Source organism: Streptomyces sp. A3M-1-3, from assembly GCF_024213665.1.
Taxonomy (GTDB): Bacteria; Actinomycetota; Actinomycetes; order Streptomycetales; family Streptomycetaceae; genus Streptomyces.
This window is the reverse complement of sequence record NZ_JANAVP010000016.1, coordinates 137,577-158,903: the sequence shown is the minus strand read 5'-3', so window position 1 is coordinate 158,903 and position 21,327 is coordinate 137,577. Positions and strand designations below refer to the sequence as shown.

The 21,327-nt window shown below is 69.7% G+C and carries 22 protein-coding genes and 1 tRNA gene; 17 read left to right on the top strand and 6 right to left on the bottom strand.

Features of this window, described 5'->3' with window-relative positions; genetic code table 11:
- Nucleotides 1-74 precede the first annotated feature (74 nt).
- From NLX86_RS20080 to NLX86_RS20045, 8 genes are all read left to right on the top strand, one after another.
- Complete coding sequence (locus NLX86_RS20080; RefSeq protein WP_254373112.1) at nucleotides 75-2,348, top strand: cell division protein FtsK; 2,274 nt, start codon at nucleotides 75-77, stop codon at nucleotides 2,346-2,348.
- Between the two features lie 141 nt (nucleotides 2,349-2,489).
- On the top strand, nucleotides 2,490-2,741 hold the full coding sequence (locus NLX86_RS20075) for a hypothetical protein (RefSeq protein WP_254373111.1): 252 nt from the start codon (nucleotides 2,490-2,492) through the stop codon (nucleotides 2,739-2,741).
- Nucleotides 2,742-2,905: 164 nt separating this feature from the next.
- Nucleotides 2,906-3,094, top strand: coding sequence for a hypothetical protein (locus NLX86_RS20070; RefSeq protein ID WP_254373110.1), 189 nt, complete (start codon nucleotides 2,906-2,908; stop codon nucleotides 3,092-3,094).
- Between the two features lie 11 nt (nucleotides 3,095-3,105).
- Nucleotides 3,106-3,699, top strand: coding sequence for a hypothetical protein (locus NLX86_RS20065; protein ID WP_254373109.1), 594 nt, complete (start codon nucleotides 3,106-3,108; stop codon nucleotides 3,697-3,699).
- Between the two features lie 3 nt (nucleotides 3,700-3,702).
- Nucleotides 3,703-4,218: a hypothetical protein gene (locus NLX86_RS20060; protein WP_254373108.1), complete on the top strand. Its 516-nt coding sequence runs from the start codon at nucleotides 3,703-3,705 to the stop codon at nucleotides 4,216-4,218.
- A gap of 89 nt (nucleotides 4,219-4,307) precedes the next feature.
- Nucleotides 4,308-5,204, top strand: coding sequence for a bifunctional DNA primase/polymerase (locus NLX86_RS20055; RefSeq protein ID WP_254373107.1), 897 nt, complete (start codon nucleotides 4,308-4,310; stop codon nucleotides 5,202-5,204).
- A 130-nt stretch (nucleotides 5,205-5,334) separates the two neighbouring features.
- Nucleotides 5,335-6,495 carry an AAA family ATPase gene (locus NLX86_RS20050; protein ID WP_254373106.1) on the top strand — a complete coding sequence of 387 codons (1,161 nt, stop codon included), beginning with the start codon at nucleotides 5,335-5,337 and terminating at the stop codon, nucleotides 6,493-6,495.
- A 215-nt stretch (nucleotides 6,496-6,710) separates the two neighbouring features.
- Nucleotides 6,711-7,877 carry a site-specific integrase gene (locus tag NLX86_RS20045; RefSeq protein ID WP_254373126.1) on the top strand — a complete coding sequence of 389 codons (1,167 nt, stop codon included), beginning with the start codon at nucleotides 6,711-6,713 and terminating at the stop codon, nucleotides 7,875-7,877.
- 77 nt (nucleotides 7,878-7,954) lie between these two features.
- Here NLX86_RS20045 and NLX86_RS20040 read toward each other — a convergent pair.
- Both NLX86_RS20040 and NLX86_RS20035 read right to left on the bottom strand, forming a co-directional pair.
- A tRNA-Pro gene (locus NLX86_RS20040) sits at nucleotides 7,955-8,028 on the bottom strand.
- A gap of 109 nt (nucleotides 8,029-8,137) precedes the next feature.
- Nucleotides 8,138-9,076, bottom strand: a complete 939-nt coding sequence (locus NLX86_RS20035) for a metallophosphoesterase (RefSeq protein ID WP_254373105.1) — start codon at nucleotides 9,074-9,076, stop codon at nucleotides 8,138-8,140.
- A gap of 100 nt (nucleotides 9,077-9,176) precedes the next feature.
- Between NLX86_RS20035 and NLX86_RS20030 the strand changes: the two genes are divergently transcribed.
- On the top strand, nucleotides 9,177-9,641 hold the full coding sequence (locus NLX86_RS20030) for a GatB/YqeY domain-containing protein (RefSeq protein ID WP_254373104.1): 465 nt from the start codon (nucleotides 9,177-9,179) through the stop codon (nucleotides 9,639-9,641).
- An 89-nt stretch (nucleotides 9,642-9,730) separates the two neighbouring features.
- Here NLX86_RS20030 and NLX86_RS20025 read toward each other — a convergent pair whose 3' ends face one another.
- Complete coding sequence (locus NLX86_RS20025; RefSeq protein WP_254373103.1) at nucleotides 9,731-11,980, bottom strand: transglycosylase domain-containing protein; 2,250 nt, start codon at nucleotides 11,978-11,980, stop codon at nucleotides 9,731-9,733.
- A gap of 394 nt (nucleotides 11,981-12,374) precedes the next feature.
- Here NLX86_RS20025 and NLX86_RS20020 point away from each other — a divergent pair, with 394 nt between their 5' ends.
- The gene (locus tag NLX86_RS20020; RefSeq protein WP_254373102.1) at nucleotides 12,375-12,719 is read left to right on the top strand and encodes a WhiB family transcriptional regulator; all 345 of its coding nucleotides are present in this window, start codon (nucleotides 12,375-12,377) and stop codon (nucleotides 12,717-12,719) included.
- 24 nt (nucleotides 12,720-12,743) lie between these two features.
- On the opposite strand, the gene NLX86_RS20015 is transcribed toward NLX86_RS20020, so the two are convergent.
- Both NLX86_RS20015 and NLX86_RS20010 read right to left on the bottom strand, forming a co-directional pair.
- Nucleotides 12,744-14,087, bottom strand: coding sequence for an ArsA family ATPase (locus NLX86_RS20015; protein WP_254373101.1), 1,344 nt, complete (start codon nucleotides 14,085-14,087; stop codon nucleotides 12,744-12,746).
- The gene (locus NLX86_RS20010; RefSeq protein WP_254373100.1) at nucleotides 14,084-15,079 is read right to left on the bottom strand and encodes an ArsA-related P-loop ATPase; all 996 of its coding nucleotides are present in this window, start codon (nucleotides 15,077-15,079) and stop codon (nucleotides 14,084-14,086) included. The genes NLX86_RS20015 and NLX86_RS20010 overlap by 4 nt, the downstream gene beginning before the upstream one ends.
- Nucleotides 15,080-15,151: 72 nt before the next feature.
- On the opposite strand from NLX86_RS20010, the gene NLX86_RS20005 reads away from it, so the two are divergent.
- The 5 genes from NLX86_RS20005 to NLX86_RS19985 all read left to right on the top strand — a co-directional run bounded on the left by NLX86_RS20005 (nucleotide 15,152) and on the right by NLX86_RS19985 (nucleotide 18,669).
- The gene (locus tag NLX86_RS20005; RefSeq protein WP_019063748.1) at nucleotides 15,152-15,310 is read left to right on the top strand and encodes a DUF4177 domain-containing protein; all 159 of its coding nucleotides are present in this window, start codon (nucleotides 15,152-15,154) and stop codon (nucleotides 15,308-15,310) included.
- Nucleotides 15,307-15,786 (top strand): RidA family protein, encoded by a 480-nt coding sequence (locus NLX86_RS20000; protein ID WP_254373099.1) that lies wholly within the window; start codon nucleotides 15,307-15,309, stop codon nucleotides 15,784-15,786. The genes NLX86_RS20005 and NLX86_RS20000 overlap by 4 nt, the downstream gene beginning before the upstream one ends.
- A gap of 172 nt (nucleotides 15,787-15,958) precedes the next feature.
- Nucleotides 15,959-16,843 carry an NUDIX domain-containing protein gene (locus tag NLX86_RS19995; protein WP_254373098.1) on the top strand — a complete coding sequence of 295 codons (885 nt, stop codon included), beginning with the start codon at nucleotides 15,959-15,961 and terminating at the stop codon, nucleotides 16,841-16,843.
- Nucleotides 16,840-17,670 (top strand): MBL fold metallo-hydrolase, encoded by an 831-nt coding sequence (locus NLX86_RS19990; RefSeq protein WP_254373097.1) that lies wholly within the window; start codon nucleotides 16,840-16,842, stop codon nucleotides 17,668-17,670. The genes NLX86_RS19995 and NLX86_RS19990 overlap by 4 nt, the downstream gene beginning before the upstream one ends.
- Before the next feature lie 114 nt (nucleotides 17,671-17,784).
- On the top strand, nucleotides 17,785-18,669 hold the full coding sequence (locus NLX86_RS19985; RefSeq protein ID WP_254373096.1) for an SPFH domain-containing protein: 885 nt from the start codon (nucleotides 17,785-17,787) through the stop codon (nucleotides 18,667-18,669).
- 116 nt (nucleotides 18,670-18,785) lie between these two features.
- Here the strand turns inward: NLX86_RS19985 and NLX86_RS19980 are convergent, their stop codons facing one another.
- Nucleotides 18,786-19,460 (bottom strand): Crp/Fnr family transcriptional regulator, encoded by a 675-nt coding sequence (locus NLX86_RS19980; protein ID WP_123460131.1) that lies wholly within the window; start codon nucleotides 19,458-19,460, stop codon nucleotides 18,786-18,788.
- A 288-nt stretch (nucleotides 19,461-19,748) separates the two neighbouring features.
- Here NLX86_RS19980 and nth point away from each other — a divergent pair, with 288 nt between their 5' ends.
- Together nth and NLX86_RS19970 are read left to right on the top strand one after the other, a co-directional pair.
- Nucleotides 19,749-20,564: an endonuclease III gene (nth, locus tag NLX86_RS19975; protein ID WP_254373125.1), complete on the top strand. Its 816-nt coding sequence runs from the start codon at nucleotides 19,749-19,751 to the stop codon at nucleotides 20,562-20,564.
- 66 nt (nucleotides 20,565-20,630) lie between these two features.
- Nucleotides 20,631-21,326 carry a CoA pyrophosphatase gene (locus tag NLX86_RS19970; RefSeq protein ID WP_254373095.1) on the top strand — a complete coding sequence of 232 codons (696 nt, stop codon included), beginning with the start codon at nucleotides 20,631-20,633 and terminating at the stop codon, nucleotides 21,324-21,326.
- Nucleotide 21,327 lies beyond the last annotated feature (1 nt).

Genomic DNA, 21,327 nt, shown 5'->3' with positions numbered 1-21,327 from the left:
CAACGGGCCCGACCGCCAACCTTCCACAGCGTCGGCCGGGCCCGCCTGTTCCCTCCCGAGAGAAGGAAGCTTCAGTGAAGCACCCCGACGAAGAGAACGACTTCTTCAACCGACTCGAAGCCGACATGGCCACCGACTGGTCGCCCGACGCAGGGGCCGACGTGGTCGACCTCGATAAGGCCCGATCCGCCCGCACCGAGTCGGCTGACCCCGCCACCCGACCCGACATCGACGCGTCGCCCGACTCCCAGCCCGACGAGTCGGGCCAGACCACGGCCGACCGGTCGGCCGACCCCGGCGACGACGAGTCGACGGCCGTGATGGTCGACGGGCCCGCGCCAACCGGACCGGGTCTGATGGACAAGGTCCGGGGCGGCAAGCGCCGCGACGTGATCCCCGGATGGGCCCGGTCGAAGCCGGAGTTCCTGGACGCGCTCGGTTGGCTGGGCGGGTACGCGTGGCACACCACGGCGTTCCACACGGTCCGCCTGCCCTGGTACGGGCTGCGGCTCGCGTTCCAGGCCCCGTCCGGGGCAGCGAAGTTCATCGGCGGCGCGATGCGCTGGGTCGCCGACGCCGAGGGCGAGCCGCTGCGGCAGGTCGCCGCCCGGCGCGAGGACGTCGAGCAGTACCTCAAGCTCTCCCGGCAGCGCGACAACCGGGTCAAGCTCCGCGGCATCCTCGCCGTCCTCGCCTTCATCCTCGGGCCGGTCCTGGCCCTGCTGTTGTTCGTGCTCGCCCCGACCTGGCTCACGGTCATCGCGGTGGCGGTACTGACGGCCGGACTCGGGTTCCTCGGGGCGCCGGCCGACAAGCCGGTCATCTCCCGGGCGGTCGTGGCGACCGAGGTGGAGCGGCTGACGTCCGGGATCGTGGAGCGGGCCCTCGGCGCGCTTGGCATCGCGGAGATCAACAAGGCTCTGGCCAAGGGTGGGGAGGGCATCAAGTTCCCCGCTCCGATCACCCGCGACGGACCGGGGTGGCGCGCGGACGTCGACCTGCCCTACGGCGTGACCGTGCCGGACATCCTGGACCGGCGCGAGAAGCTCGCCTCTGGCCTGCGGCGCCCGCTGGGGTGCGTGTGGCCGGAGCCGGTGGCCGATGAGCACGCCGGCCGGATGATGCTCTGGGTCGGTGACAAGGCCCTGAACAAGACCCCGAAGGCGCCGTGGCCGCTGGCCAAGGGCGGGTCGGTGTCGCTGTTCAAGCCGCTGCCGTTCGGCACCGACCAGCGGGGCCGGAACGTCGACATCACGGTGATGTACGACAACGTCCTGATCGGCGCCATGCCGGGCATGGGCAAGACGTTCTCCCTGCGCACGCCGCTGCTGGCCGCTGCTCTCGATCCGCTGGCAGAGCTGCTGATCTGGGAGCTGAAGGGCACCGGCGACCTGGACCCGCTGAAGAAGGTCGCCGCCGACTACGGCTCCGGCCCGGACGACGAGACCTGTGCCGCCGCGCTGGACTCGATCCGGTACGTGCACAAGGACTTGGAGCGGCGGGCGAAGGTGATCGCCTCGTTGCCCAAGGACAAGTGCCCGGAGAACAAGGTCATCCCGTCCCTGGCAGGCAACCGGTCGCTGGGGCTGCACCCGCTGGTGCTCGCGGTCGACGAGTGCCAGGAGCTGTTCTCCCACGAGAAGTACGGCAAGGAAGCCGGGGCCCTGTGCACGGCCATCATCAAGCGCGGCCGGGCCCTCGGGGTGATCCTGCTGCTCGCGACGCAGCGGCCCGACAAGGACTCGCTTCCGCCCGCGATCAGCGCGAACGTGGGGACGCGGTTCTGTCTGCGGGTCATGGGCCAGATCGAGAACGACATGATCCTCGGTACCTCCACGTACAAGAACGGTATCCGGGCGACGTCGTTCACCAAGTCGGACAAGGGCATCGGCTACCTGGTCGGCGCCTCCGACGATCCGCAGATCGTCCGCGGCTACTACATGGACAACCCCGCGGCGGACGCCATCTGCGACCGCGCCAGGAAGGCCCGCATCGACGCGGGAACCCTGTCCGGTCTCGCGGCCGGCATCGCTCCGGAGCGGCGGGCGGCAGCGGACACGCTGCTGGAGGACGTCCTCGCCGTCACCCCGCCGGATGAGGCCAAGCCGTGGAACGACGTCACCGTGGACCGGCTCGCCGAACTCCGCCCCGAGCTGTACGGGCCGTGGGCGGAGATGGAGCCCGCCGACAAGGCCCGCCAGCTCACCACCGCGCTCAAGCCGTACGGCGTCACCACCGGCCAGGTGGCCCGCCGGATCAACGGCAAGACCGTCAACCGGACCGGGTTCGAGCGCTCCCGCATCCCCACCGCGATTGCGGAGCGTGACCATAGGCGGGACGCGAGCTGACCGCCAGGGACCTCTAGCGCTAGGGGTCCGACCCTCTAGCGCTAGAGGTCCCGCTAGCGGCCCCTATGGCACTTGATCAGGCCGCTAGCCGATAGCGGCCCACCTGCAAGAACCCCAGAATCAGCCCTGGGAGGGCCCCCGATGACCCCTGCCCTGCTCGCTATCGCACTCCTGCTGTTCATCACGCTCAGTTACGCATCCCTGTGTGCGGCCTCGCCGTTCGGAACCTGCCGCAAGTGCAACGGATTCGGCTTCGCCCTCACGACCGACCGCAAGGGCAAGCCCAAGCGCGGCAAGACCTGCCGCCGCTGCAAGGGCCACGGCAAGCGCATACGCATCGGCCGCTGGCTCTACAACCGCGCCGCCCACACCTACCGCGCAGGCACCCGCTGACCCCGGACGCAAAGCGGCCGACGGGGCCCGTCATGAGACGTACCCCGCTCCGAGCAGGAGCTAGGCGGGCGCAACCGTCGGCCAAACCCCTGAGCTTGCCAGCACCCGAGGGGCGTCCGCAGCTTAGCCAGCCGCCCCAAACCGCCGTCAAAGGAGTTTCCAGCATGGCCGTCACCGTCTCCCTGGTCCTGCTCTTCGGACTCGTCCTGTTCTTCCTCCTGCGCTCCAAGACCCTCGGCTACGGCTCCGCGTTCATCGCCGTGATGTTCGGGTTCTTCCTCGCCTCCACCGGCGCCTCCGGACCCATCAACGAACTCGCCACCGCCGTCATCGACGCCATACCCAACCTGTAGGGAGCCCGGTCATGAACGAACCGATCCTCCACCGGCACTGGCTCGCCCACGCCACCCCCAAGGCGGCCCCCGCGGTCGCTACGTCCACGGTGCTGATCCTCGGCCGGATCTGGAACACCAACGGCGCCGAACACTCCACCGGAAACGCCGCGTTGATGGTCGTGCTCGCCACCGGAGCGGCCACGGCCGGCGCCTTCGCCTCCGCCGGACGCCGCGGTGACAGCACCATCGCCGGAACCGCATTCGCCGCCGCCGGAGGACTCGCCCTCGCCGGGGTCGCCGGATACGCCGACGGCCTCTCCCTCCCGCTGCTGCTGTGGGCATTGGCCACCGCCGTCGCGTACGGCCTCGCCGCCCGGTATTGGCGCACCGACCGCCGCGAAACCACCGCGTACGAGCGCCGCATCACCGAGCGCCGCGAGGACCACGCCCACGTCGAACGCGTGGAAGCGATGCGGGCCGGAACACAGATCGAGGTCTCCCGCGAGAGCGCCGCCTACGCCACCGCCCTCGCGCAGGCCCTCACCCAGCGCGCCGCGCTGCCCGGCTTCGACCCGCTCGCCCTCACCCGAGCGGCCGCCATCGAGATCACCAAGGAGCACTGAGACATGTTCGAGATCCGCATCATCTGCGACCCCACCGACACCGAGCGGGTCACCACCGCCCTCGCGCAGGCGTTCACGACCGGAGCCGTACGGCGCTCGCCCTCCCGCACCTCGGACAAGGAGCGGCTGTACGTCACCGCCGAGCACCGCGAGCACACCGAGAAGTGGCCGACGCCGGAGCAGGCGTACGCCAAGGCGCCGAACATCATCAGCGAGATCGGCTGGACCGCCCAGAGGGCGCGCGAGGCCTTGTGGCCCGTGCATCAGTCGGACGTGCGGGAGTTCTGGCTCCGCAAGGCCGCCCTGTTGGACCGCATCGCCCTGGACGACAGGACCGCCGGCATCCACACTGACGCCCCCGAGGTCGCGCTCAACGCCGCCCGCAAGCTGCTGGATGTCGACCGCGACGGAGTCGGGAACTACGGCGGCACCCCGTACTGGCCGGAGCACCCCGAGGCCATCGCCGACCCCCGCGGCTACGTCCGCCAGGAGTACGGCCTGTGGGCCAAAAACAAGTAGCAACGCCGCGGCGGCGGGACTCCCCACCAAGGTCGCCCGCCGCCGCGGTTCTCCCTGATTGCACGAAGACAGACAGGAGAACTCCCAGCATGACTTATTCGATCCCCATCCGGCGAGACGATCACCGGCCGCTCCTGTTGCACGCATTGAAGCTTGCACGAGCCGGTGTGCCGGTGCTGCCGTTGCGGGAGGGCAAGGTCCCGTTCGGGAACTGCCGCGCCTGCGCCGACGGTGCCTGCGGTGGGCGCCCCCACATGAAGAGCGCGGGCACCTGCCAGTGCCCGGCTCCGTGCCACGGCTGGGCAGCGGCCACCACCAACGCCAACGTGCTCACCTCCCACGCATGGGCGGGTGCCTGGCGCCGCGCCGTGGCTGTGGCCTACCACCCCGCCGGGGCTGGGCTGACCGTTGTCGACCTGGACCACGCCGATGCGGTCGTGTGGGCCCGCCGGACTCTGCCGGCCACCCGCACGGTGCAGACGACACGGGGCGAGCACTGGATCTACCGGGGCACCGTCGCCTCGGCGAATTCAGTCCGGCCGGGTGTGGACATCAAGTCCCGCATGGCATACGCCCGCTGGCTCGGTCCCGGTAGCGGCACCCTGTCGGATCTGCCGACGGCCGTCCACGCGCTCCTGGAGAGGGAAGAGACCACCCCGCCCCCGCGGGGGGTGGCTTCTTCATCACCGGCCCGCGCCGAGTGGGACAGGACCGTGGCCACCGGGTGCAGGCACACCGAGGCATACGTCCGCACCGGCCTCGAACGGGGCCTCGCCCTGGTTCGCAGCCGTAGCGATTCGGGCGCCGGATCGCAGGCGTTCGGCGTGGCCCGCTTTCTCGGAGCACAGCACGAGCAGTGCCCCGGACCCTGCGGACTCGACGCCATCGAGCGGCAGATCATCGATACCGCCGTCTCCGTCGGCGTCCCCGCGTCCTACGCCCACCGGGCCGTCACCAACGGGCTTAGCGCCGGGAGGGCTTCGTGACTCCCACCACCAATCAGCCCAGCGCCGCCAAACAGCTTTGCCCCGTACGGGCCGTGGGCGCCTCGAAGGTCGTCGCCGAAGGCGTCCTTTCAGCTCTTGGCTCTGACTCGCAGGAAGGCAGGACAGCAGCATGAGCACCAACCCGATTCCGCCGCTGCACCTGTACTCCGTTCCCAGCGACCAGCCCGCTGCTCCCGAGGCGCCGTCGAAGCGGGAGCGCCCGCGGACTGCGTGGACCGCCGATCAGCTCATGGCCGCGGACTTCCCCGAGCCGAAGTGGGCTGTTCCCGGCATCCTCGCCGAGGGCGTGAGCCTGCTCGCCGGTCCGCCGAAGGTGGGCAAGTCCTGGCTCTCCCTCGGTCTCGGCCTCTCGGTCGCCGCCGGGGGCAACGCCTTCGACTCCGTTCCCGTTCAGGGAGGCCCGGTGCTGTACCTGGCCCTGGAGGACACCCCGCGCCGTCTTCAGACCCGCATGGGCAAGCTCCTGGGAGGCCAGAAGGCGCCGGCCGGTCTCACCCTCGTGACCGAGTGCCCGCCCTTCCCGCAGGGCGGGGTGGAGGCCATCGCCGGATGGCTCGACCGCAACCCGGACGCCCGCATGGTCGTCATCGACGTGTTCGCCAAGATGCGCGGCCAAGCCCCACAGGGAGCGTCCGCGTACGACGCCGACTACGTCGCCGTCGGCTACGCCAAGCGGCTCGCGGACCACTACGGCATCGCCGTCGTCCTGGTCCACCACGTCCGCAAGATGGCCTCCGAGGACTTCCTCACCGAGGTCTCTGGCACCAACGGCATTGCGGGGGCGGCCGACGCCACGCTCGTACTCAAGCGGGCCCGTGGGCAGGCTGACGGGATTCTCCACGTCACCGGTCGCGACGTCGACGAAGCGGAGTATGCCCTCCAGTTCCAAGCTGCCTCGGGCGCCTGGCACTTGCTCGACGGACCGGTCTCCGACCACACCGTCGGCGACACCCGAGCCGCCATCCTCAAGTTTGTCCGGACCAACCCCGGGGCGAGGCCGAAGGACATGGCGGCTGCACTCCCGAACGTCGACGCCGACACTATCCGGCGCACCTGCTCGCGCATGGCCGCCGACGGACAGCTCACGAAAGACGCCGGCGGCCAGTACTTCCCGGACACACAGAGCCGGACGCAGGGCACTCCGGATGTGTCCGAGCTGTCCGACTGTCCGGTCATCCCGTCTGACCAGCCTGAACACCCCGGACAGTCGGAATTCGACCTGTCCGGGCTGTCCGGTCGCCCCTCGCCCGACAACCGGAGGACCCCGTGACTCTCGCCGTCCCCGAGCCGGACACGCTCGCCGAGCCCGTTCTCTACCGAGTGAAGGACGCCACGCGAGTCCTGCGCATGAGCCGCACCGTCGTCTACGACCTGATCCGCACGGGCCGTCTCCGCACGGTGAAGGAGGGGCCGCGCGCGGTTCATCCCGGTGTCCGCCATCAACGAGTACGTCGCGCTGCTGGAGCGCGAGGCAGGAGAACACGAGTGACCACGCGCCGCAGCAGGGGAGACGGCGGCCTGCACTGGGACGAGAAGCGTCAGCGCTGGATCGCGACCGCGCACCTCGGGTACGACCCGAGCGGCAAGCGCATCGTGAAGCGGGGCAGCGGCAAGACCAAGACCGAGGCCAAGAACAAGCTGAAGGAGGTACTGCGGGACCACGAGGACGGACTCGCCATCGCCCCCACCAACTACACGGTGGAGAACGCGGTCAACGACTGGCTGATGTACGGGCTGGCCGGTCGGGACAAGGGCACCCTGGACGCCTGCACGTCTCTCAGCCGCAACCACGTCATCCCCGCCCTAGGCGCCCGGAAGCTCCGTGAGCTGAGCGGTGAGGACGTGGACAGGTGGCTCGCCGAGAAGTCCAAGACGCTGAGCACGCGGACGCTGCAGGGCATCCACTCCTGCCTGAACCGCGCGGTCAAGCGGGCCATGGTGCGAGACAAGGTGAAGCGGAACATCGTGGAGCTGTGCGCCATCCCGACCGGGCAGCCCGGCCGGCCGTCGAAGGCGCTCACCCTCGCCCAGGCGGAGGCGGTCCTCAAGTCCGCCGCCGGTACGTCCGCGCACGCGTACATCGTGCTGGCCCTGCTCACCGGGGCCCGTACGGAGGAGCTGCGGGCGCTCACCTGGAACCACGTCTTCCTGAAGGGAGACCCGGACGCGAACCCTCCCGTCCCGCCGCACATCGCGGTGTGGCGGTCGGTCCGGACCGGTGGCGACACCAAGACGAAGAAGTCCCGACGGACGATCGCGCTCCCGGCGCGCTGCGTGGACGCGCTCTGGCAGCAGTGGGAGGACCAGGGCTGGGACCGCCTCGCAGCGGGGGAGAAGTGGGAGGAGCGCGGTCTCGTCTTCTCCTCCGCCACGGGTACGGAGCTGGACTCCACCAACGTTCGCCGGGCCTTCCGACAGGCCATCGCCGACGCCGAGGGAGTGGAGGCGAAGGAGTGGACCCCGCGTGAGCTGCGGCACAGCTTTGTGTCGCTGCTCTCCGACAAGGGGGTACCGCTCGAAGAGATCTCGCGGTTGGTGGGGCACTCCGGTACGGCCGTCACCGAGGAGGTCTACCGGAAGCAGATCCGTCCCGTGATCCAGACCGGGGCGACCGTGATGGACGGCATCTTCAAGATCGACCCGGAGCCGTAGTCACGCAGTTAGTCACGCACAACGCCAGAGGGCAGGTACTGAACTCAGTACCTGCCCTCTGACCTGCTACTTAGCTGTCGGGGTGGCGGGATTTGAACCCACGACCTCTTCGTCCCGAACGAAGCGCGCTGCCAAGCTGCGCTACACCCCGATTGTCCCGCTCGTCGCGGCGACATCGATTACTTTAGCGGACCGACGGCCGGAGACGAAATCAGGTTTTCGCCGGGCACAGGCGGTGAGCGGCAGCCGCGTGGCCGGGGTCAGTCGCCGGCGGTCAGCGTGAGGAGGGTCGCCTCCGGCGGGCAGGCGAAGCGAACGGGGGTGTAGCGGTTGGTGCCGCAGCCCGCCGAGACGTGGAGGTACGAGCGGTTTCCGCCCGCCCGGTGGGTGGAGAGGCCCTTGACCCGGTCCGTGTCGAGGTCGCAGTTGGTGACCAGCGCCCCGTAGAAGGGGATGCACAGCTGCCCGCCGTGCGTGTGGCCGGCGAGGATCAGCGGGTAGCCGTCCGCGGTGAAGGCGTCGAGCGTGCGCAGGTACGGCGCGTGGACGACAGCGAGGGACAGGTCGGCGCCGGTCTCGGGGCCGCCCGCGACCCGCTCGTACCGGTCCCGCTTGATGTGCGGGTCGTCCAGGCCCGTGAAGGCGATCTCGTAGCCGTCGATCTTGAGACTGCCGCGGGTGTTGCTGAGGCCCAGCCAACCCGCGGCGTCGAAGGCGTCGCGCAGCCCCTCCCACGGGTTGTGGACGACGCCGACGGCAGGTGCGTTGCCGTTCAGACCGTGCCGGCCATGGGCCTTCTCGATCAGGTAGCGGGCCGGGTTGCGCAGCTTGGGGCCGTAGTAGTCGTTGGAGCCGAAGACGTACACACCGGGGAGCTCCATCAGCGGCCCGAGCGCATCGAGCACCTCCGGCACGCCCTCCGGGTCGGAGAGGTTGTCTCCGGTGTTGACGACGAAGTCGGGGCGCAGCCCGGCCAGCGACTGGAGCCACCGCCGCTTCTTGTGCTGCCCGCTGACCATGTGGATGTCGGAGACCTGGAGGACGCGCAGCGGCCGCATGCCCTGCGGCAGCACAGGCAGCGTGATCCGCCTGAGCCTGAAGGACCGGGCCTCGAAGCCGGCGGCGTAGGCGAGGCCGGCCGCGCCGACTGCCGCGATTCCTGCGGTGATTCTCAGGGGGGCTCCGAAGCGTGCACGCATGTGCCCATCGTCGCAGACGGCCGTACGCGCGGTCCGCGCCCCTGTGGAACCTGGGGAAACTGACGGGCGTTCGTCCCGGCCAACCTGCCACACTGGGCCCATGACCACGCTCAAGTCCAAGCTGCAGGAAGACCTCACCGCGTCGATCAAGGCGCGCGACGAGCTGCGCTCCGCGACGCTCCGGCTGACCCTCTCCGCGATCACCAAGGAGGAGGTCGCGGGTACGTCGGCGCGTGTGCTGTCCGACGACGAGGTGCAGAAGGTGATCGCCCGCGAGGCGAAGAAGCGCCGCGAGGCGGCTGAGGCCTTCGCCCAGGGTGGCCGTGCCGAGCAGGCCGAGCGGGAGAAGGCGGAGGGCGTGATCCTCGCCGAGTACCTGCCGAAGCAGCTGTCTGACGACGAGCTGACCGCGATCGTCACGCAGGCCGTCGAGGAGGCCAGGGCGGCGGGCGCCGAGGGGCCGCGCGCGATGGGGGCGGTCATGAAGATCGTGAACCCGAAGGTGGCGGGTCTGGCCGAGGGCGGCCGGGTGGCCGCGGTGGTGAAGAAGCTGCTCGCCGGCTGAGTGACTGGCTGACGTGATACGTAGAGAGTGATACGTAGAGGGGCGCCAGTGCGCCGGGTGCCCCTCTCCGTATCCGCGCTATCCCCCTCTTACGGGCCGCTGCCGCCGCCGTCCTGGCCGCCGTTGCTCTGGCCGCGGTTCTGGCCGCCGCCGATCAGGTCCGGCGGGAACGAGATCCCGGGCCACGGCTTCTGGCCGCCGCCCGGCCGGCCGGGCCTGCCCGGCTTGTCGTCATCCGGCCGCTCCTCGTCGTCCTCCGGGTCCTCTTCCCTCGGTGGGTCTGGGATGTGGACGGTGTTGAAGGAGGGCGCGGGCTTGCCTTGCAGCGCGCCGCTCACCGCGTCCTTCCAGATCGGGCCGGGGACCTGACCGCCGAAGACCTTGCCGTGGTAGCGGCCGCCGATGGTGATGTTCTCCATCTCGACCTGCTGGCTGGCGCTGCCGACCCAGACCGCTCCGGAGATGTTCGGGGTGTAGCCCACGAACCAGGCGTTCTTGCGCTCGTCCGTCGTACCCGTCTTGCCCGCGCTGTCCCGGCTGCCCAGGCCGGCCTGCTCACCGGTACCGGAGTCGATCACACCGCGCAGCAGGGTGTTGATGGTGTCGGCGGTCTGCTCCGACATGGCACGCGAGCAGTGGGACTTCGGGACCGGGATGCTCTTGCCGTTCGCCGTCTGGATGGACTTGATGGCGATCGGCGTGCAGTACATGCCGCGGTTCGCGAAGGCCGCGTACGCGTTGGCCATCGTCAGCGGCGAGATGCCGTTCGAGCCGAGGGAGAGGGCGGCGGGCGACTCGGGCAGCTTACTGCCGTCGCCCTGGACGACGCCCAGCTTGTCGGTCATCTCGATCACCGGGCACATGCCGGTCTGCTCGAGCATCTGCACGAAGTAGGTGTTGACGGACTTGGCCGTCGCCTCCTTCATGGCGTACGGCCCGACCTCGGACCTGTTCTCGTTCTCCGCCGTGAACCCGCCGTTGTTCACCCACGGCTTGTCGCTGCAGGTCTGCACCGACTCCGGGTACCGCATCTTGTACGGCGCCGGGTAGCTCTGCGTCGCCGGCATGCCGCCCTCGACGGCCGCCGCGGCCAGGAAGGGCTTGAAGGTCGAACCGGTCGGGAAGCCGAAGTTCGAGCCGCCCACCCGCTTGTTGACCGAGTAGTTGATCTGGGTCTCGTTGTTCCCGAAGCCGTACGGCTTGGACTGTCCCATGCCGAGGATCCGGCCGGTGCCGGGCTCGACCAGCGTCACCGCCGCGGCGACCTTGTCCCGCTGGTAGACGTGTTCCTTCACCGAAGCCTGGACCGACTCCTGCGCCTGCGGGTCGAGCGTCGTACGGATCGTCAGGCCGCCCTGGTTCCACACCTTGGCCCGCTCCTCCTTGGTCTTTCCGAAGACGGAGTCGCTGAGGAAGACCTCGCGTACGTAGTCGCAGAAGAAGCCGGCCCCGCTGACCGCGGTGATGCAGCCGTTCTTCGGCTTGCTCACCTTCAGCTTGATCGGGATTTCCTTGGCCTTGTCCGCCTCGCCCTGCGAGATGTCGCGGGTGTCGGCCATGCGCTGCAGCACGATGTTGCGCCGCTTCGTGGCCTCTTCGGAGTCGTTGACCGGGTCGTAGCGGCTCGGCGACTGGACAATGCCGGCAAGCAGCGCGGCTTCCTCCAGCTTCAGATCCTTGGCGGGCTTGCTGAAGTAGCGCTGCGCGGCGGACTGGATTCCGTACGCCTGCTGCCCGAAGAAGGTGATGTTGAGGTAGTTCTCGAGGATCTTCTTCTTGCCGAGTTCTTCCTCGACCTGGATCGCGTACTTGAGCTCGCGGATCTTGCGGCCGAGGCTCTTCTGCTGCGCTTCGGCGACCTTGGTCGGGTCGTCGCCCGCCTCCTCGACGAAGACGTTCTTCACGTACTGCTGAGTGAGGGTCGAGGCGCCCTGCGCGGCGACGCCCGACTGCGCGTTGCGGTTGAGCGCGCGCAGGATGCCCTTCAGGTCGATCGCCCCGTGCTCGTAGAAGCGCGCGTCCTCGATCGCGACGATCGCCTTCTGCATGTACGGCGAGATGTCCTTGAGCCGCACCACCTGGCGGTCGCGCGAGTAGACCGTCGCGATCTGGCCGCCGTTGGCGTCGAGGATCGTGGTGCGCTGACTCAGCGGCGGTGTCTTGAGGTTGGCCGGGATTTCGTCGAATCCCTCGACGGTGCCCTTGGCCGCGAGACCGAGCGCTCCGGCCGCCGGCAGCGCGATGCCAGCCAGCACGGCTCCGGAGAGCACGGCGACACCGAGGAACTTGGCGGCCTGCTGGGGCCCCGTGAGACCTCCGCCCGAGCGCGTCTTTGGCATGGAGGCAGCCTACGTTCTCATTCGCCGGACACGCGTACATGCCTTGGCCTAAGCTGCTCTCAACTGTCACAGCAGTGGGGTTTCGTATCAACCCCCCTCGTGGAATCCGCTATCTCCGAATAGGGCGGATGCATGTCCGAATCCGCCTCATGCGTCATTCGGCGCCCGTTGTGACCCAACTGAAATTTCCGGTTTTGCCGGGTATGTCACGCATGTCGCCCGCTCACTCCGTCGGGTGATCTGCCGCTTACGCATAGTCCGTTCGGGCCATTCAAGATTGGGCCCGAAGGGGGTGTTGCGCTGTGCCCACCTTCCGTAACGTCCTCAACTGGCAGCGGTGAATATGCCGCTGCCGCCGTGGGGGAGCCTCGATTCGGGAGAGGACGGCGCCGGCATGGGCTGGGTAACCGACTGGAGTGCGCAGGCAGCCTGCCGCACTACCGATCCGGATGAACTGTTCGTACAAGGGGCAGCGCAGAACAGGGCCAAGGCGGTGTGCACCGGTTGCCCGGTGCGGACCGAGTGCCTGGCCGACGCGCTCGACAACCGCGTCGAGTTCGGCGTGTGGGGTGGTATGACCGAGCGGGAGCGCCGCGCACTGCTGCGCAGGCGTCCCACCGTCACCTCATGGCGCCGGCTGCTCGAGACCGCTCGTACCGAGTACGAGCGCAGCACGGGCATCCTGCCCGTCGATGTGGAGGTCGACGAGGCTTACGAGACGTACGCAGCGGTGGGCTAGCGCTCAGCGGGGCGTGCTGAGAGCTCAGGCCGGGCGACCGGTCGCGAGCAGGTCACCGATGGCCCGCAGACCGGTGAGGTCGTGCACATCACCGGCGAGGGCGGCCACTTCGGCCACCCCCACTTCGGGGTGGAGCGAGGTGAAGCGGTCACGCGTTCGCTGTTCACGCGTGATGACATGCATGCGCTCGGCGTGCAGTCGCAGCAGGCCTGCCGTCAGCTGCTCGACGGAAGGCTCGACGGCAGACTCGTCGGGTCGGCCGATGGTGTCCGTCTCGGTGGCGGAGTCCGTGACGGGTGAGGGGTCGGCATCGGTGACCGGGTGGGGGTCGGTGACCGAGCCAGGGTCGGTGACGGTGGGGTCACCCCCACCAGCCTTCCCAGCCTCCTGATCCACCATGCGGCTCTCGTCAAGATTTTCTGCGGCGGCAAGCGCCCGCTCGGCCGACAGCTGGGCGGCGCCGCTGCCGTGCACCCGGTTCAGTACGAGACCGGCGAGCGGCATGTCCTCGGCGGCCAGCCGCTCCACGAAGTACGCCGCCTCCCGCAGCGCGTCCGGCTCGGGCGCGGCGACCACGAGGAACGCCGTGCCGGGCGCCTGGAGCAGCCGGTAGGTGGCGTCGGCGCGGGTCCGGAAGCCGCCGAACATGGTGTCCATGGCGGTCACGAACGTCTGTACGTCACGCAGCAGCTGACCCCCCAGCAGCTTGCCCAGCGTGCCGGTCATCATCGACATGCCGACATTGAGGAACTTCATCCCGGCCCGGCCGCCCACCTTCGCGGGCGCCATCAGCACCCTGATGAACTTGCCGTCCAGGAAGGACCCCAGCCGCTTCGGAGCGTCCAGGAAGTCCAGCGCGGACCGGCTCGGCGGGGTGTCCACGACGATCAGGTCCCACTCGTCGCGGGCCCTGAGCTGCCCGAGCTTCTCCATCGCCATGTACTCCTGCGTGCCCGCGAAGCCGGCCGACAGGGACTGGTAGAAGGGGTTCTCCAGGATCGCGCGGGCCCGCTCGCCGTCCGCGTGCGCCTCGACGATCTCGTCGAAGGTCCGCTTCATGTCGAGCATCATGGCGTGCAGTTCGCCCTGGCCCTCGCCGCCGGCGCTTCCGCCCGCGCCCCCGTCGATGCCCTTCACCCGACGTGGCACATTGTCGAGCGAGTCGATGCCCATGGACTGGGCGAGCCGGCGGGCCGGGTCGATCGTGAGGACCACGACCTTGCGCCCGCGCTCGGCCGCCCGTACTCCCAGGGCCGCCGCGGTCGTGGTCTTGCCGACTCCGCCGGCCCCGCAGCACACGATGATCCGGGTACCAGGATCATCCAGCAGTGGGTCGACCTCGAGCAGGGGCGCAGCGTCCAGAGTCATGAAGTCCCTTGCTTCCGCAGTTCCGTTGCCAGTCGGTAGAGCCCCGCGAGGTCCATGCCCTCGCCGATGAGCGGAAGTTCGTACGCCGGTACGCCCAGCCGGTCCAGCGCGGACCGCTGGTCGCGCTCCAGCTCGACCCGCTCGGCGTGCTCCTTGGCCTGTTCCAGCAGCGGGTCCACGAGCCGCTCGGCGAGACCGCCACGGCGCGCCCCGCCCAGCCCGGCCTGGGAGAGCGCCTTGGCCACGTCCGCGCGCCGGTTGCCGGCCGCGGACTGCAGGGCCTCCTCGTCGAGCAGATGCGGCCGGACCATATTCACCACGACCCGGCCGACGGGCAGTTCGGCGGCGCGCAGCTCGGCGACGCCGTCGGCGGTCTCCTGGACCGGCATCTCCTCGAGCAGGGTGACGAGATGGACAGCCGTCTCGGGCGACTTGAGGACCCGCATCACGGCCTGCGCCTGGTTGTGTATCGGGCCGAACTTAGCCAGGCCCGCCACCTCGTCGTTCACGTTCAGGAAGCGGGTGATGCGGCCCGTGGGCGGGGCGTCCATCACCACGTAGTCGTACGCGTACTTGCCCTGACCGTGCTTCGAGTCGGGAGGTGTCCTGCGGCGGACGGCCTCGCAGGCCTTGCCCGTCAGCAGCACGTCCCGTACGCCGGGTGCGATGGTCGTCGCGAAGTCGATCGCGCCGAGTTTCTTCAGCGCCCGGCCCGCACCGCCCAGTTTGTAGAACATCTGGAGGTAGTCGAGAAGTGCCCGCTCGGCGTCGATGGCCAGCGCGAACACCTCGCCGCCGCCCGGTGCGACCGCGATTTTCCGTTCCTCGTACGGGAGCGCCTCCGCCCCGAAGAGCTGCGCGATGCCCTGCCTGCCCTCCACCTCCACCAGAAGTGTGCGTCTGCCCTCGGTCGCGAGGGCGAGCGCGAGTGCGGCGGCGACCGTGGTCTTTCCGGTACCGCCCTTGCCGCTGACGACCTGGAGCCTGCTCACGTCTTCGAGCCTAACCAGTCGGGCCGCGGGCTACGCACGAGGCTGCCCTTCCCAGGCATTACGCTCGGCTCCATGACGAAGTGGGAATACTCGACCGTGCCGCTGCTCGTGCACGCGACCAAGCAGATTCTGGACACCTGGGGCGAGGACGGCTGGGAGCTCGTCCAGGTCGTGCCCGGGCCGAACAACCCCGAGCAGCTGGTGGCTTACCTCAAGCGGGAGAAGGCATGAGCGCGGGCACCGGTGCCGTCGAGGCCAAGCTCGCGGAACTCGGCCTGACCCTCCCCTCGGTCGTCCCGCCGCTGGCCGCGTACCAGTCGGCCGTCCGGTCGGGCGTGTACGTCTACACGTCGGGCCAGCTCCCCATGGTGGAGGGCAAGCTTCCGGTTACCGGCAAGGTCGGCGGCGAGGTGACCCCCGAGGAGGCCAAGGACCTGGCGCGCATCTGCGCGCTGAACGCCCTGGCCGCCGTCAAGTCGGTCGCCGGTGACCTGGACCGCATCGCGCGCGTGGTGAAGGTGGTCGGGTTTGTCGCCTCGGCCCACGACTTCACCGGCCAGCCGGCCGTGATCAACGGTGCGAGCGAGCTGCTGGGCGAAGTCCTCGGCGAGAAGGGCGTGCACGCGCGGAGCGCGGTGGGCGTCATGGTGCTGCCGCTGGACGCGCCGGTCGAGGTCGAGGTCCAGGTCGAGCTCGTCCAGGACTGAGCGCGAAGCGGACGCAGGGCTGACCGGGCTCGGCGGGTGCCGGGCTCAGCGGGTGCTGAGCCCAGCGTGCGCCGGGCTCAGCGTGCGCCGGGCTCAGCCGTCTCAGCGGGCAAGGTCCCGTCCCGGCAGGTTGCCTCTCGAACATCCCAGCGGCAGCGCATAGCATCCGGCCATGTCCAATGGTCAGTGGTACCCGCCCGAATGGCCCGACCGGATCCGCGCCCTCGCGAGCGGTGAACTCACACCGGTGGCCCCCAGGCGGGCCGCCACCGTCATGCTGCTGCGCGACTCCGCGGATCCCGCGGGCGCCAGTGCCGGGCCCGCCGTGTACATGCTGCGCAGACGCGCCTCCATGGCCTTCGCCGGAGGCGCGTACGCGTATCCCGGCGGCGGTGTGGACCCCCGAGACGACGACCACCTGGTCGGCTGGGCCGGGCCCTCACTCGCCGACTGGGCCGCGCGGCTGGGCACGGACACCGCCTCCGCGCAGGCCATCGTGTGCGCGGCGGTCCGCGAGACGTACGAGGAGGCGGGCGTCCTGCTCGCCGGACACACGGCCGACACGGTGGTCAGCGACACCACCGGCGACGACTGGGAGGCGGACCGGGCCGCTCTCGTCGCCCGCGAGCTGTCCTTCGCGGACTTCCTGGACCGGCGGGACCTGGTGCTGCGCTCCGATCTGCTCGGTGCCTGGGCGCGCTGGATCACGCCCGAGTTCGAGCCGCGCCGGTACGACACCTGGTTCTTCGTGGCCGCGCTGCCCGAGGGACAGCGCACCCGTAACGCCTCCACCGAGGCGGACCGGGTGGTGTGGATCAGCCCTGCCGAGGCGGCCGAGGGGTACGACAAGGGCGAGCTGCTGATGATGCCGCCGACGATTTCGACGCTGCGCGAGCTTCTGCCGTACGGCACGGCCGCCGAGGCGCTGGCCGGTGCTTCCGGCCAGGACCTCACACCCGTACTGGCTGAGGCACGCTTGGAGGAAGGCGAGCTGGTGCTCAGCTGGCCGGGCCACGAGGAATTCACCAAACGCCTCCCGGCTGGAGGTACCCCATGACCGACGCCACAGCCCTCCCCGGACAGCCGCGCGGCGGTGTCCTCTCCGGGCCCGCGACCCGCCGGGCCGTCAATGTGCTGGCCCCCAACGCCTCCGCGATGACCCTCGACGGCACCAATACGTGGATCATCTCCGAGCCCGGTTCCGACCTGGCCGTCGTCATCGACCCCGGCCCGCTGAACGACGTACATCTGCAGGCGGTCATCGCCACCGCCGAGAGGGCCGGCAAGCGGATCGCGCTCACCCTCCTCACCCACGGCCATTCCGACCACGCGGCGGGCGCCGGGCGTTTCGCCGAGCTGACACGCACTCCGGTACGTGCTCTCGACCCCGCCCTGCGCCTCGGTGACGAGGGCCTGGCGGCCGGGAACGTGATCACCACCGGCGGCCTGGAGCTCCGGGTGGTGCCGACTCCCGGCCACACGTCCGATTCGCTCTGCTTTCATCTCCCCGCGGACCGGGCGGTGCTGACGGGCGATACGGTGCTCGGCCGCGGTACGACGATGGTCGCGCACCCCGACGGCCGCCTCGGGGACTACCTCGACTCGCTGCGCAGGCTGCGCTCGCTGACCGTCGACGACGGGGTCCACACGGTCCTGCCGGGCCACGGGCCGGTGCTCGACGACGCGCAGGGGGCGATCGAGTTCTACCTGGCCCACCGCGCCCACCGGCTGGCGCAGGTCGAGACGGCGGTGGAGAACGGCCACTCGGCGCCGGCGGCGGTGGTGGCCCATGTGTACGCGGACGTGGACCGCTCGCTGTGGCCGGCGGCCGAGCTCTCCGTACGCGCGCAGCTCGAGTATCTGGAGGAGCACGGACTGATCTAGGGGCAATACCGGCTAAATCGCCGGTATTGGATCTAGGGGGGTGTCTGACCCGGAGTTCTCCCGCGTGCCCTACGCTCCGTTCGCAATCTTTCGCCGTTCCTGGGGGGAACCGCTGTGTTCGTGCTGTCCATCCTGCTCGTCATCGCCGCCGTGGTGCTGTACTTCGTCGCCCGTGCGCGCGACGGCAAGGGACTGAAGGCCGGCGCCTGGGCGACTCTCGTCGCCGGCGTGTTCGCCGCCATAGCCAGCTGCCTGTACGTGGTGAGTGCCTACGAGGTCGGCGTGCCGGTGGCCTTCGGCAAGGTTGGCACGCCCATGACGTCGGGTATGCACCTCAAGTCGCCGTTCACCAACGTCACGTCCTTCTCCACCCGCCCGGTGGATCTCAATCTCTCCGACAAGGACGTGATCGAGGTGCGCTCCTCGCAGGGCGGCGTGATGTACGCGGAGGTGACCGTGAAGTGGGCGGTGACCCCGTCCAAGGCCGTGGAGCTGTACCGGCTCGCGGGCAGTGAGTCGGCCATCCAGCAGCGGCTCGTCTACCCCGACAGCCGGGAGATCGTCCGCAACGTCTTCGCCCGGCACACCAGCGAGCAGGGCTACGCCACCGCCCGCGAGAAGATCAACACCGAGATCGCCGAGCTGATCAAGGAGCGGCTCGCGCCGCGTGGGATCGCCGTCACGACCGTGAACCTGCGCAATGTGAAGCCCTCCGACCAGCTGCAGAGCCAGATCGACCGCAAGATCCAGCAACAGCAGTCCACCGAGCGGGCGACCGAGGCCTCCCGTACGGCCAAGGCCGAGGCGGAGCGCCGCCGGATCGAGGCAGAGAGCATCGCGAAGGCCAACAAGATCCTGAACGAGTCGCTGAGCGACAAGGTGCTGTTCAACCAGTGCATCGAGGCGTTCAAGGAAGCCGCGCAGAAGAATCCGGTGTACGCGGTGCCCTGTGGGTCGGGCAGCGGCACGCCGGTGATCGTGGACGGCTCCAAGCGCTGAGGCGCCCCGGGCTCCGGTCGTACGTACGAAGGGGCGCCCCGCCGAACGCTTGGCGGGGCGCCCCTTCGTACGTACGAGCCGCTCTGCTTCGTACGTACGAGCCGCTCTGCGCGGTGTCAGCGTGAACGCTTCGCGAGGCGCTCCACGTCCAGCAGGATCACCGCACGCGCCTCCAGGCGCAGCCAGCCGCGCCCGGCGAAGTCGGCGAGGGCCTTGTTGACTGTCTCGCGGGAGGCGCCGACCAGCTGGGCCAGCTCTTCCTGCGTGAGGTCGTGCACCACGTGGATGCCCTCCTCCGACTGCACGCCGAAGCGGCGCGACAGGTCGAGGAGCGCGCGGGCCACGCGGCCGGGCACATCGGAGAAGACCAGGTCGGACATCTGGTCGTTGGTCTTGCGCAGCCGGCGGGCGACCGCGCGGAGCAGGGCCGTGGCCACTTCGGGGCGAACGTTCAGCCAGGGCTGGAGGTCGCCGTGGCCGAGGCCGAGCAGCTTGACCTCGGTCAGCGCGGTGGCGGTGGCGGTACGGGGGCCCGGGTCGAAGAGCGACAGCTCGCCGATCAGCTCGCCGGGGCCGAGGACGGCCAGCATGTTCTCGCGGCCGTCGGGGGAAGTGCGGTGCAGCTTCACCTTGCCCTCGGTGACGACATACAGCCGGTCTCCGGGGTCGCCCTCGTGGAACAGGGCGTCGCCGCGTGCGAGGGTCACCTCGCTCATCGAGGCGCGGAGCTCCGCGGCCTGCTCGTCATCGAGCGCCGCGAAGAGCGGGGCGCGCCGCAGAACGTCGTCCACGAGTTCTCTCCTATGTCGACCTGCTCAGGGGACCGTGGTCCCCATTTTGCCGGACGGTTCAAACAGTGCGATCAATCACAAGTTTGCCGGACGTGTGTGGCGTGCTGTGCGGCAGGGGGCCAATTGGAGTGGTGTTCGGCTAGGGCCGGGGCGAATGTCAGTCCCTGCCTTTAGGCTGGCCGGGTGTCCAATACGCCGGTGAGAGCACAGGCCAAAGGGGCCGCGCGAGTGAACGCAGGCCGCGATTCCGCTGTGGGCGAACGTAAGCCCGCGAAGAAGGCAACGCCCATCGAAAGGGCGACAAAACAGTCTAAACCGGAATCCAGGCTAGCCATGGTCCGCCGGGCGCGCAGGATCAATCGGGAGCTGGCCGAGGTCTATCCGTACGCCCATCCGGAGCTCGACTTCCGGAACCCCTTCGAGCTCCTGGTGGCGACGGTTCTGTCCGCCCAGACCACCGATCTCCGGGTCAACCAGACCACCCCCGCCCTCTTCGCCGCGTATCCGACGCCGGAGGACATGGCGGCCGCGGTCCCGGAGGAGCTGGAGGAGCTCATCCGGCCGACCGGCTTCTTCCGGGCGAAGGCCAAGTCGCTCATGGGCCTTTCCGCGGCCCTGCGGGACAACTTCGGCGGCAATGTGCCGGGCCGCCTCGACGACCTGGTCACGCTGCCGGGCGTGGGCCGCAAGACGGCCTTCGTCGTGCTCGGCAATGCCTTCGGCGTCCCCGGGATCACGGTCGACACCCACTTCGCGCGGCTGGTGCGGCGCTGGAAGTGGACCGATCAGGAGGACCCCGTGAAGATCGAGGCGGAGATCGCCGCGATCTTCCCCAAGGGTGAGTGGACGATGCTTTCGCATCGGGTGATCTTCCACGGCCGCCGGATCTGCCACTCCCGCAAGCCCGCCTGCGGCGCCTGCCCGATCGCGCCGCTCTGCCCGTCGTACGGCGAGGGCGAGACGGACCCGGAGAAGGCGAAGAAGCTCCTGAAGTACGAAATGGGCGGCTACCCGGGCCAGCGACTGAGCCCGCCGCAGGCGTATCTGGAATCGGGCGGGATCGCGGCGAAGCCGATGGCCCCGTCGGAGGCGGGTGACGCTTGAAGGGTGACGGTGCGAGCGGAACGATCTGCCGGACGCCGGGCGTTGTGACAGACGACGGGGGTGCCTATGACACGCGCTAGCGAGACGTACGACGGCGAGGTCGCCGTGACGAGCCGGGGTCTGCCCGAGTGGCTGACCCCGGTGGCGCGTGCCGCGGAGAGCGTGCAGCCGCAGCAGCTCAGCCGCTTTCTGCCCCCGGAGAGCGGCCTGGGCCGGCAGTCCGCCGTGCTCATCCTGTTCGGGGAGGGCGAGTCGGGTCCCGATCTGCTGCTGATGGAGCGTGCGAGCAGCCTGCGGTCGCACGCGGGCCAGCCCTCCTTCCCCGGCGGTGCGCTGGATCCGGAGGACGGCGATCCGGGGACCGCCGGCCCGCTGCGGGCGGCGCTGCGCGAGGCTCAGGAGGAGACCGGGCTGGATCCGGCGGGTGTCCAGCTCTTCGGCGTGCTGCCCCGCCTCTACATCCCCGTGAGCGGCTTTGTCGTGACCCCCGTCCTCGGCTGGTGGCGCGAGCCGACCCCGGTGCGCGTGGTCGATCCGGCCGAGACGGCCAGGGTTTTCACGGTGCCCGTGGCGGATCTCACGGATCCGGACAACCGCGTGACGTGTGTGCATCCACGCGGCCACCAAGGCCCCGCATTTCTAGTCGAATCGGCTCTCGTCTGGGGGTTCACCGCCGGGCTGATCGACCGGATTCTGTACTTCGCGGGCTGGGAGCGGCCGTGGGACCGCGCCAAGCAGGTCCCGCTCGACTGGCGCGCATGAG

Excerpts from the sequence above, each read along its gene's own strand:
- NLX86_RS20075 (WP_254373111.1), top strand. The coding sequence starts at position 2,490 with ATGACCCCTGCCCTGCTCGCTATCGCACTCCTGCTGTTCATCACGCTC.
- NLX86_RS20070 (WP_254373110.1), top strand. The coding sequence starts at position 2,906 with ATGGCCGTCACCGTCTCCCTGGTCCTGCTCTTCGGACTCGTCCTGTTC.
- NLX86_RS20065 (WP_254373109.1), top strand. The coding sequence starts at position 3,106 with ATGAACGAACCGATCCTCCACCGGCACTGGCTCGCCCACGCCACCCCC.
- NLX86_RS20060 (WP_254373108.1), top strand. The coding sequence starts at position 3,703 with ATGTTCGAGATCCGCATCATCTGCGACCCCACCGACACCGAGCGGGTC.
- NLX86_RS20055 (WP_254373107.1), top strand. The coding sequence starts at position 4,308 with ATGACTTATTCGATCCCCATCCGGCGAGACGATCACCGGCCGCTCCTG.
- NLX86_RS20050 (WP_254373106.1), top strand. The coding sequence starts at position 5,335 with ATGAGCACCAACCCGATTCCGCCGCTGCACCTGTACTCCGTTCCCAGC.
- NLX86_RS20035 (WP_254373105.1), bottom strand. The coding sequence starts at position 9,076 with ATGCGTGCACGCTTCGGAGCCCCCCTGAGAATCACCGCAGGAATCGCG.
- NLX86_RS20030 (WP_254373104.1), top strand. The coding sequence starts at position 9,177 with ATGACCACGCTCAAGTCCAAGCTGCAGGAAGACCTCACCGCGTCGATC.
- NLX86_RS20025 (WP_254373103.1), bottom strand. The coding sequence starts at position 11,980 with ATGCCAAAGACGCGCTCGGGCGGAGGTCTCACGGGGCCCCAGCAGGCC.
- NLX86_RS20020 (WP_254373102.1), top strand. The coding sequence starts at position 12,375 with ATGGGCTGGGTAACCGACTGGAGTGCGCAGGCAGCCTGCCGCACTACC.
- NLX86_RS20015 (WP_254373101.1), bottom strand. The coding sequence starts at position 14,087 with ATGACTCTGGACGCTGCGCCCCTGCTCGAGGTCGACCCACTGCTGGAT.
- NLX86_RS20005 (WP_019063748.1), top strand. The coding sequence starts at position 15,152 with ATGACGAAGTGGGAATACTCGACCGTGCCGCTGCTCGTGCACGCGACC.
- NLX86_RS20000 (WP_254373099.1), top strand. The coding sequence starts at position 15,307 with ATGAGCGCGGGCACCGGTGCCGTCGAGGCCAAGCTCGCGGAACTCGGC.
- NLX86_RS19995 (WP_254373098.1), top strand. The coding sequence starts at position 15,959 with ATGTCCAATGGTCAGTGGTACCCGCCCGAATGGCCCGACCGGATCCGC.
- NLX86_RS19990 (WP_254373097.1), top strand. The coding sequence starts at position 16,840 with ATGACCGACGCCACAGCCCTCCCCGGACAGCCGCGCGGCGGTGTCCTC.
- NLX86_RS19970 (WP_254373095.1), top strand. The coding sequence starts at position 20,631 with ATGACACGCGCTAGCGAGACGTACGACGGCGAGGTCGCCGTGACGAGC.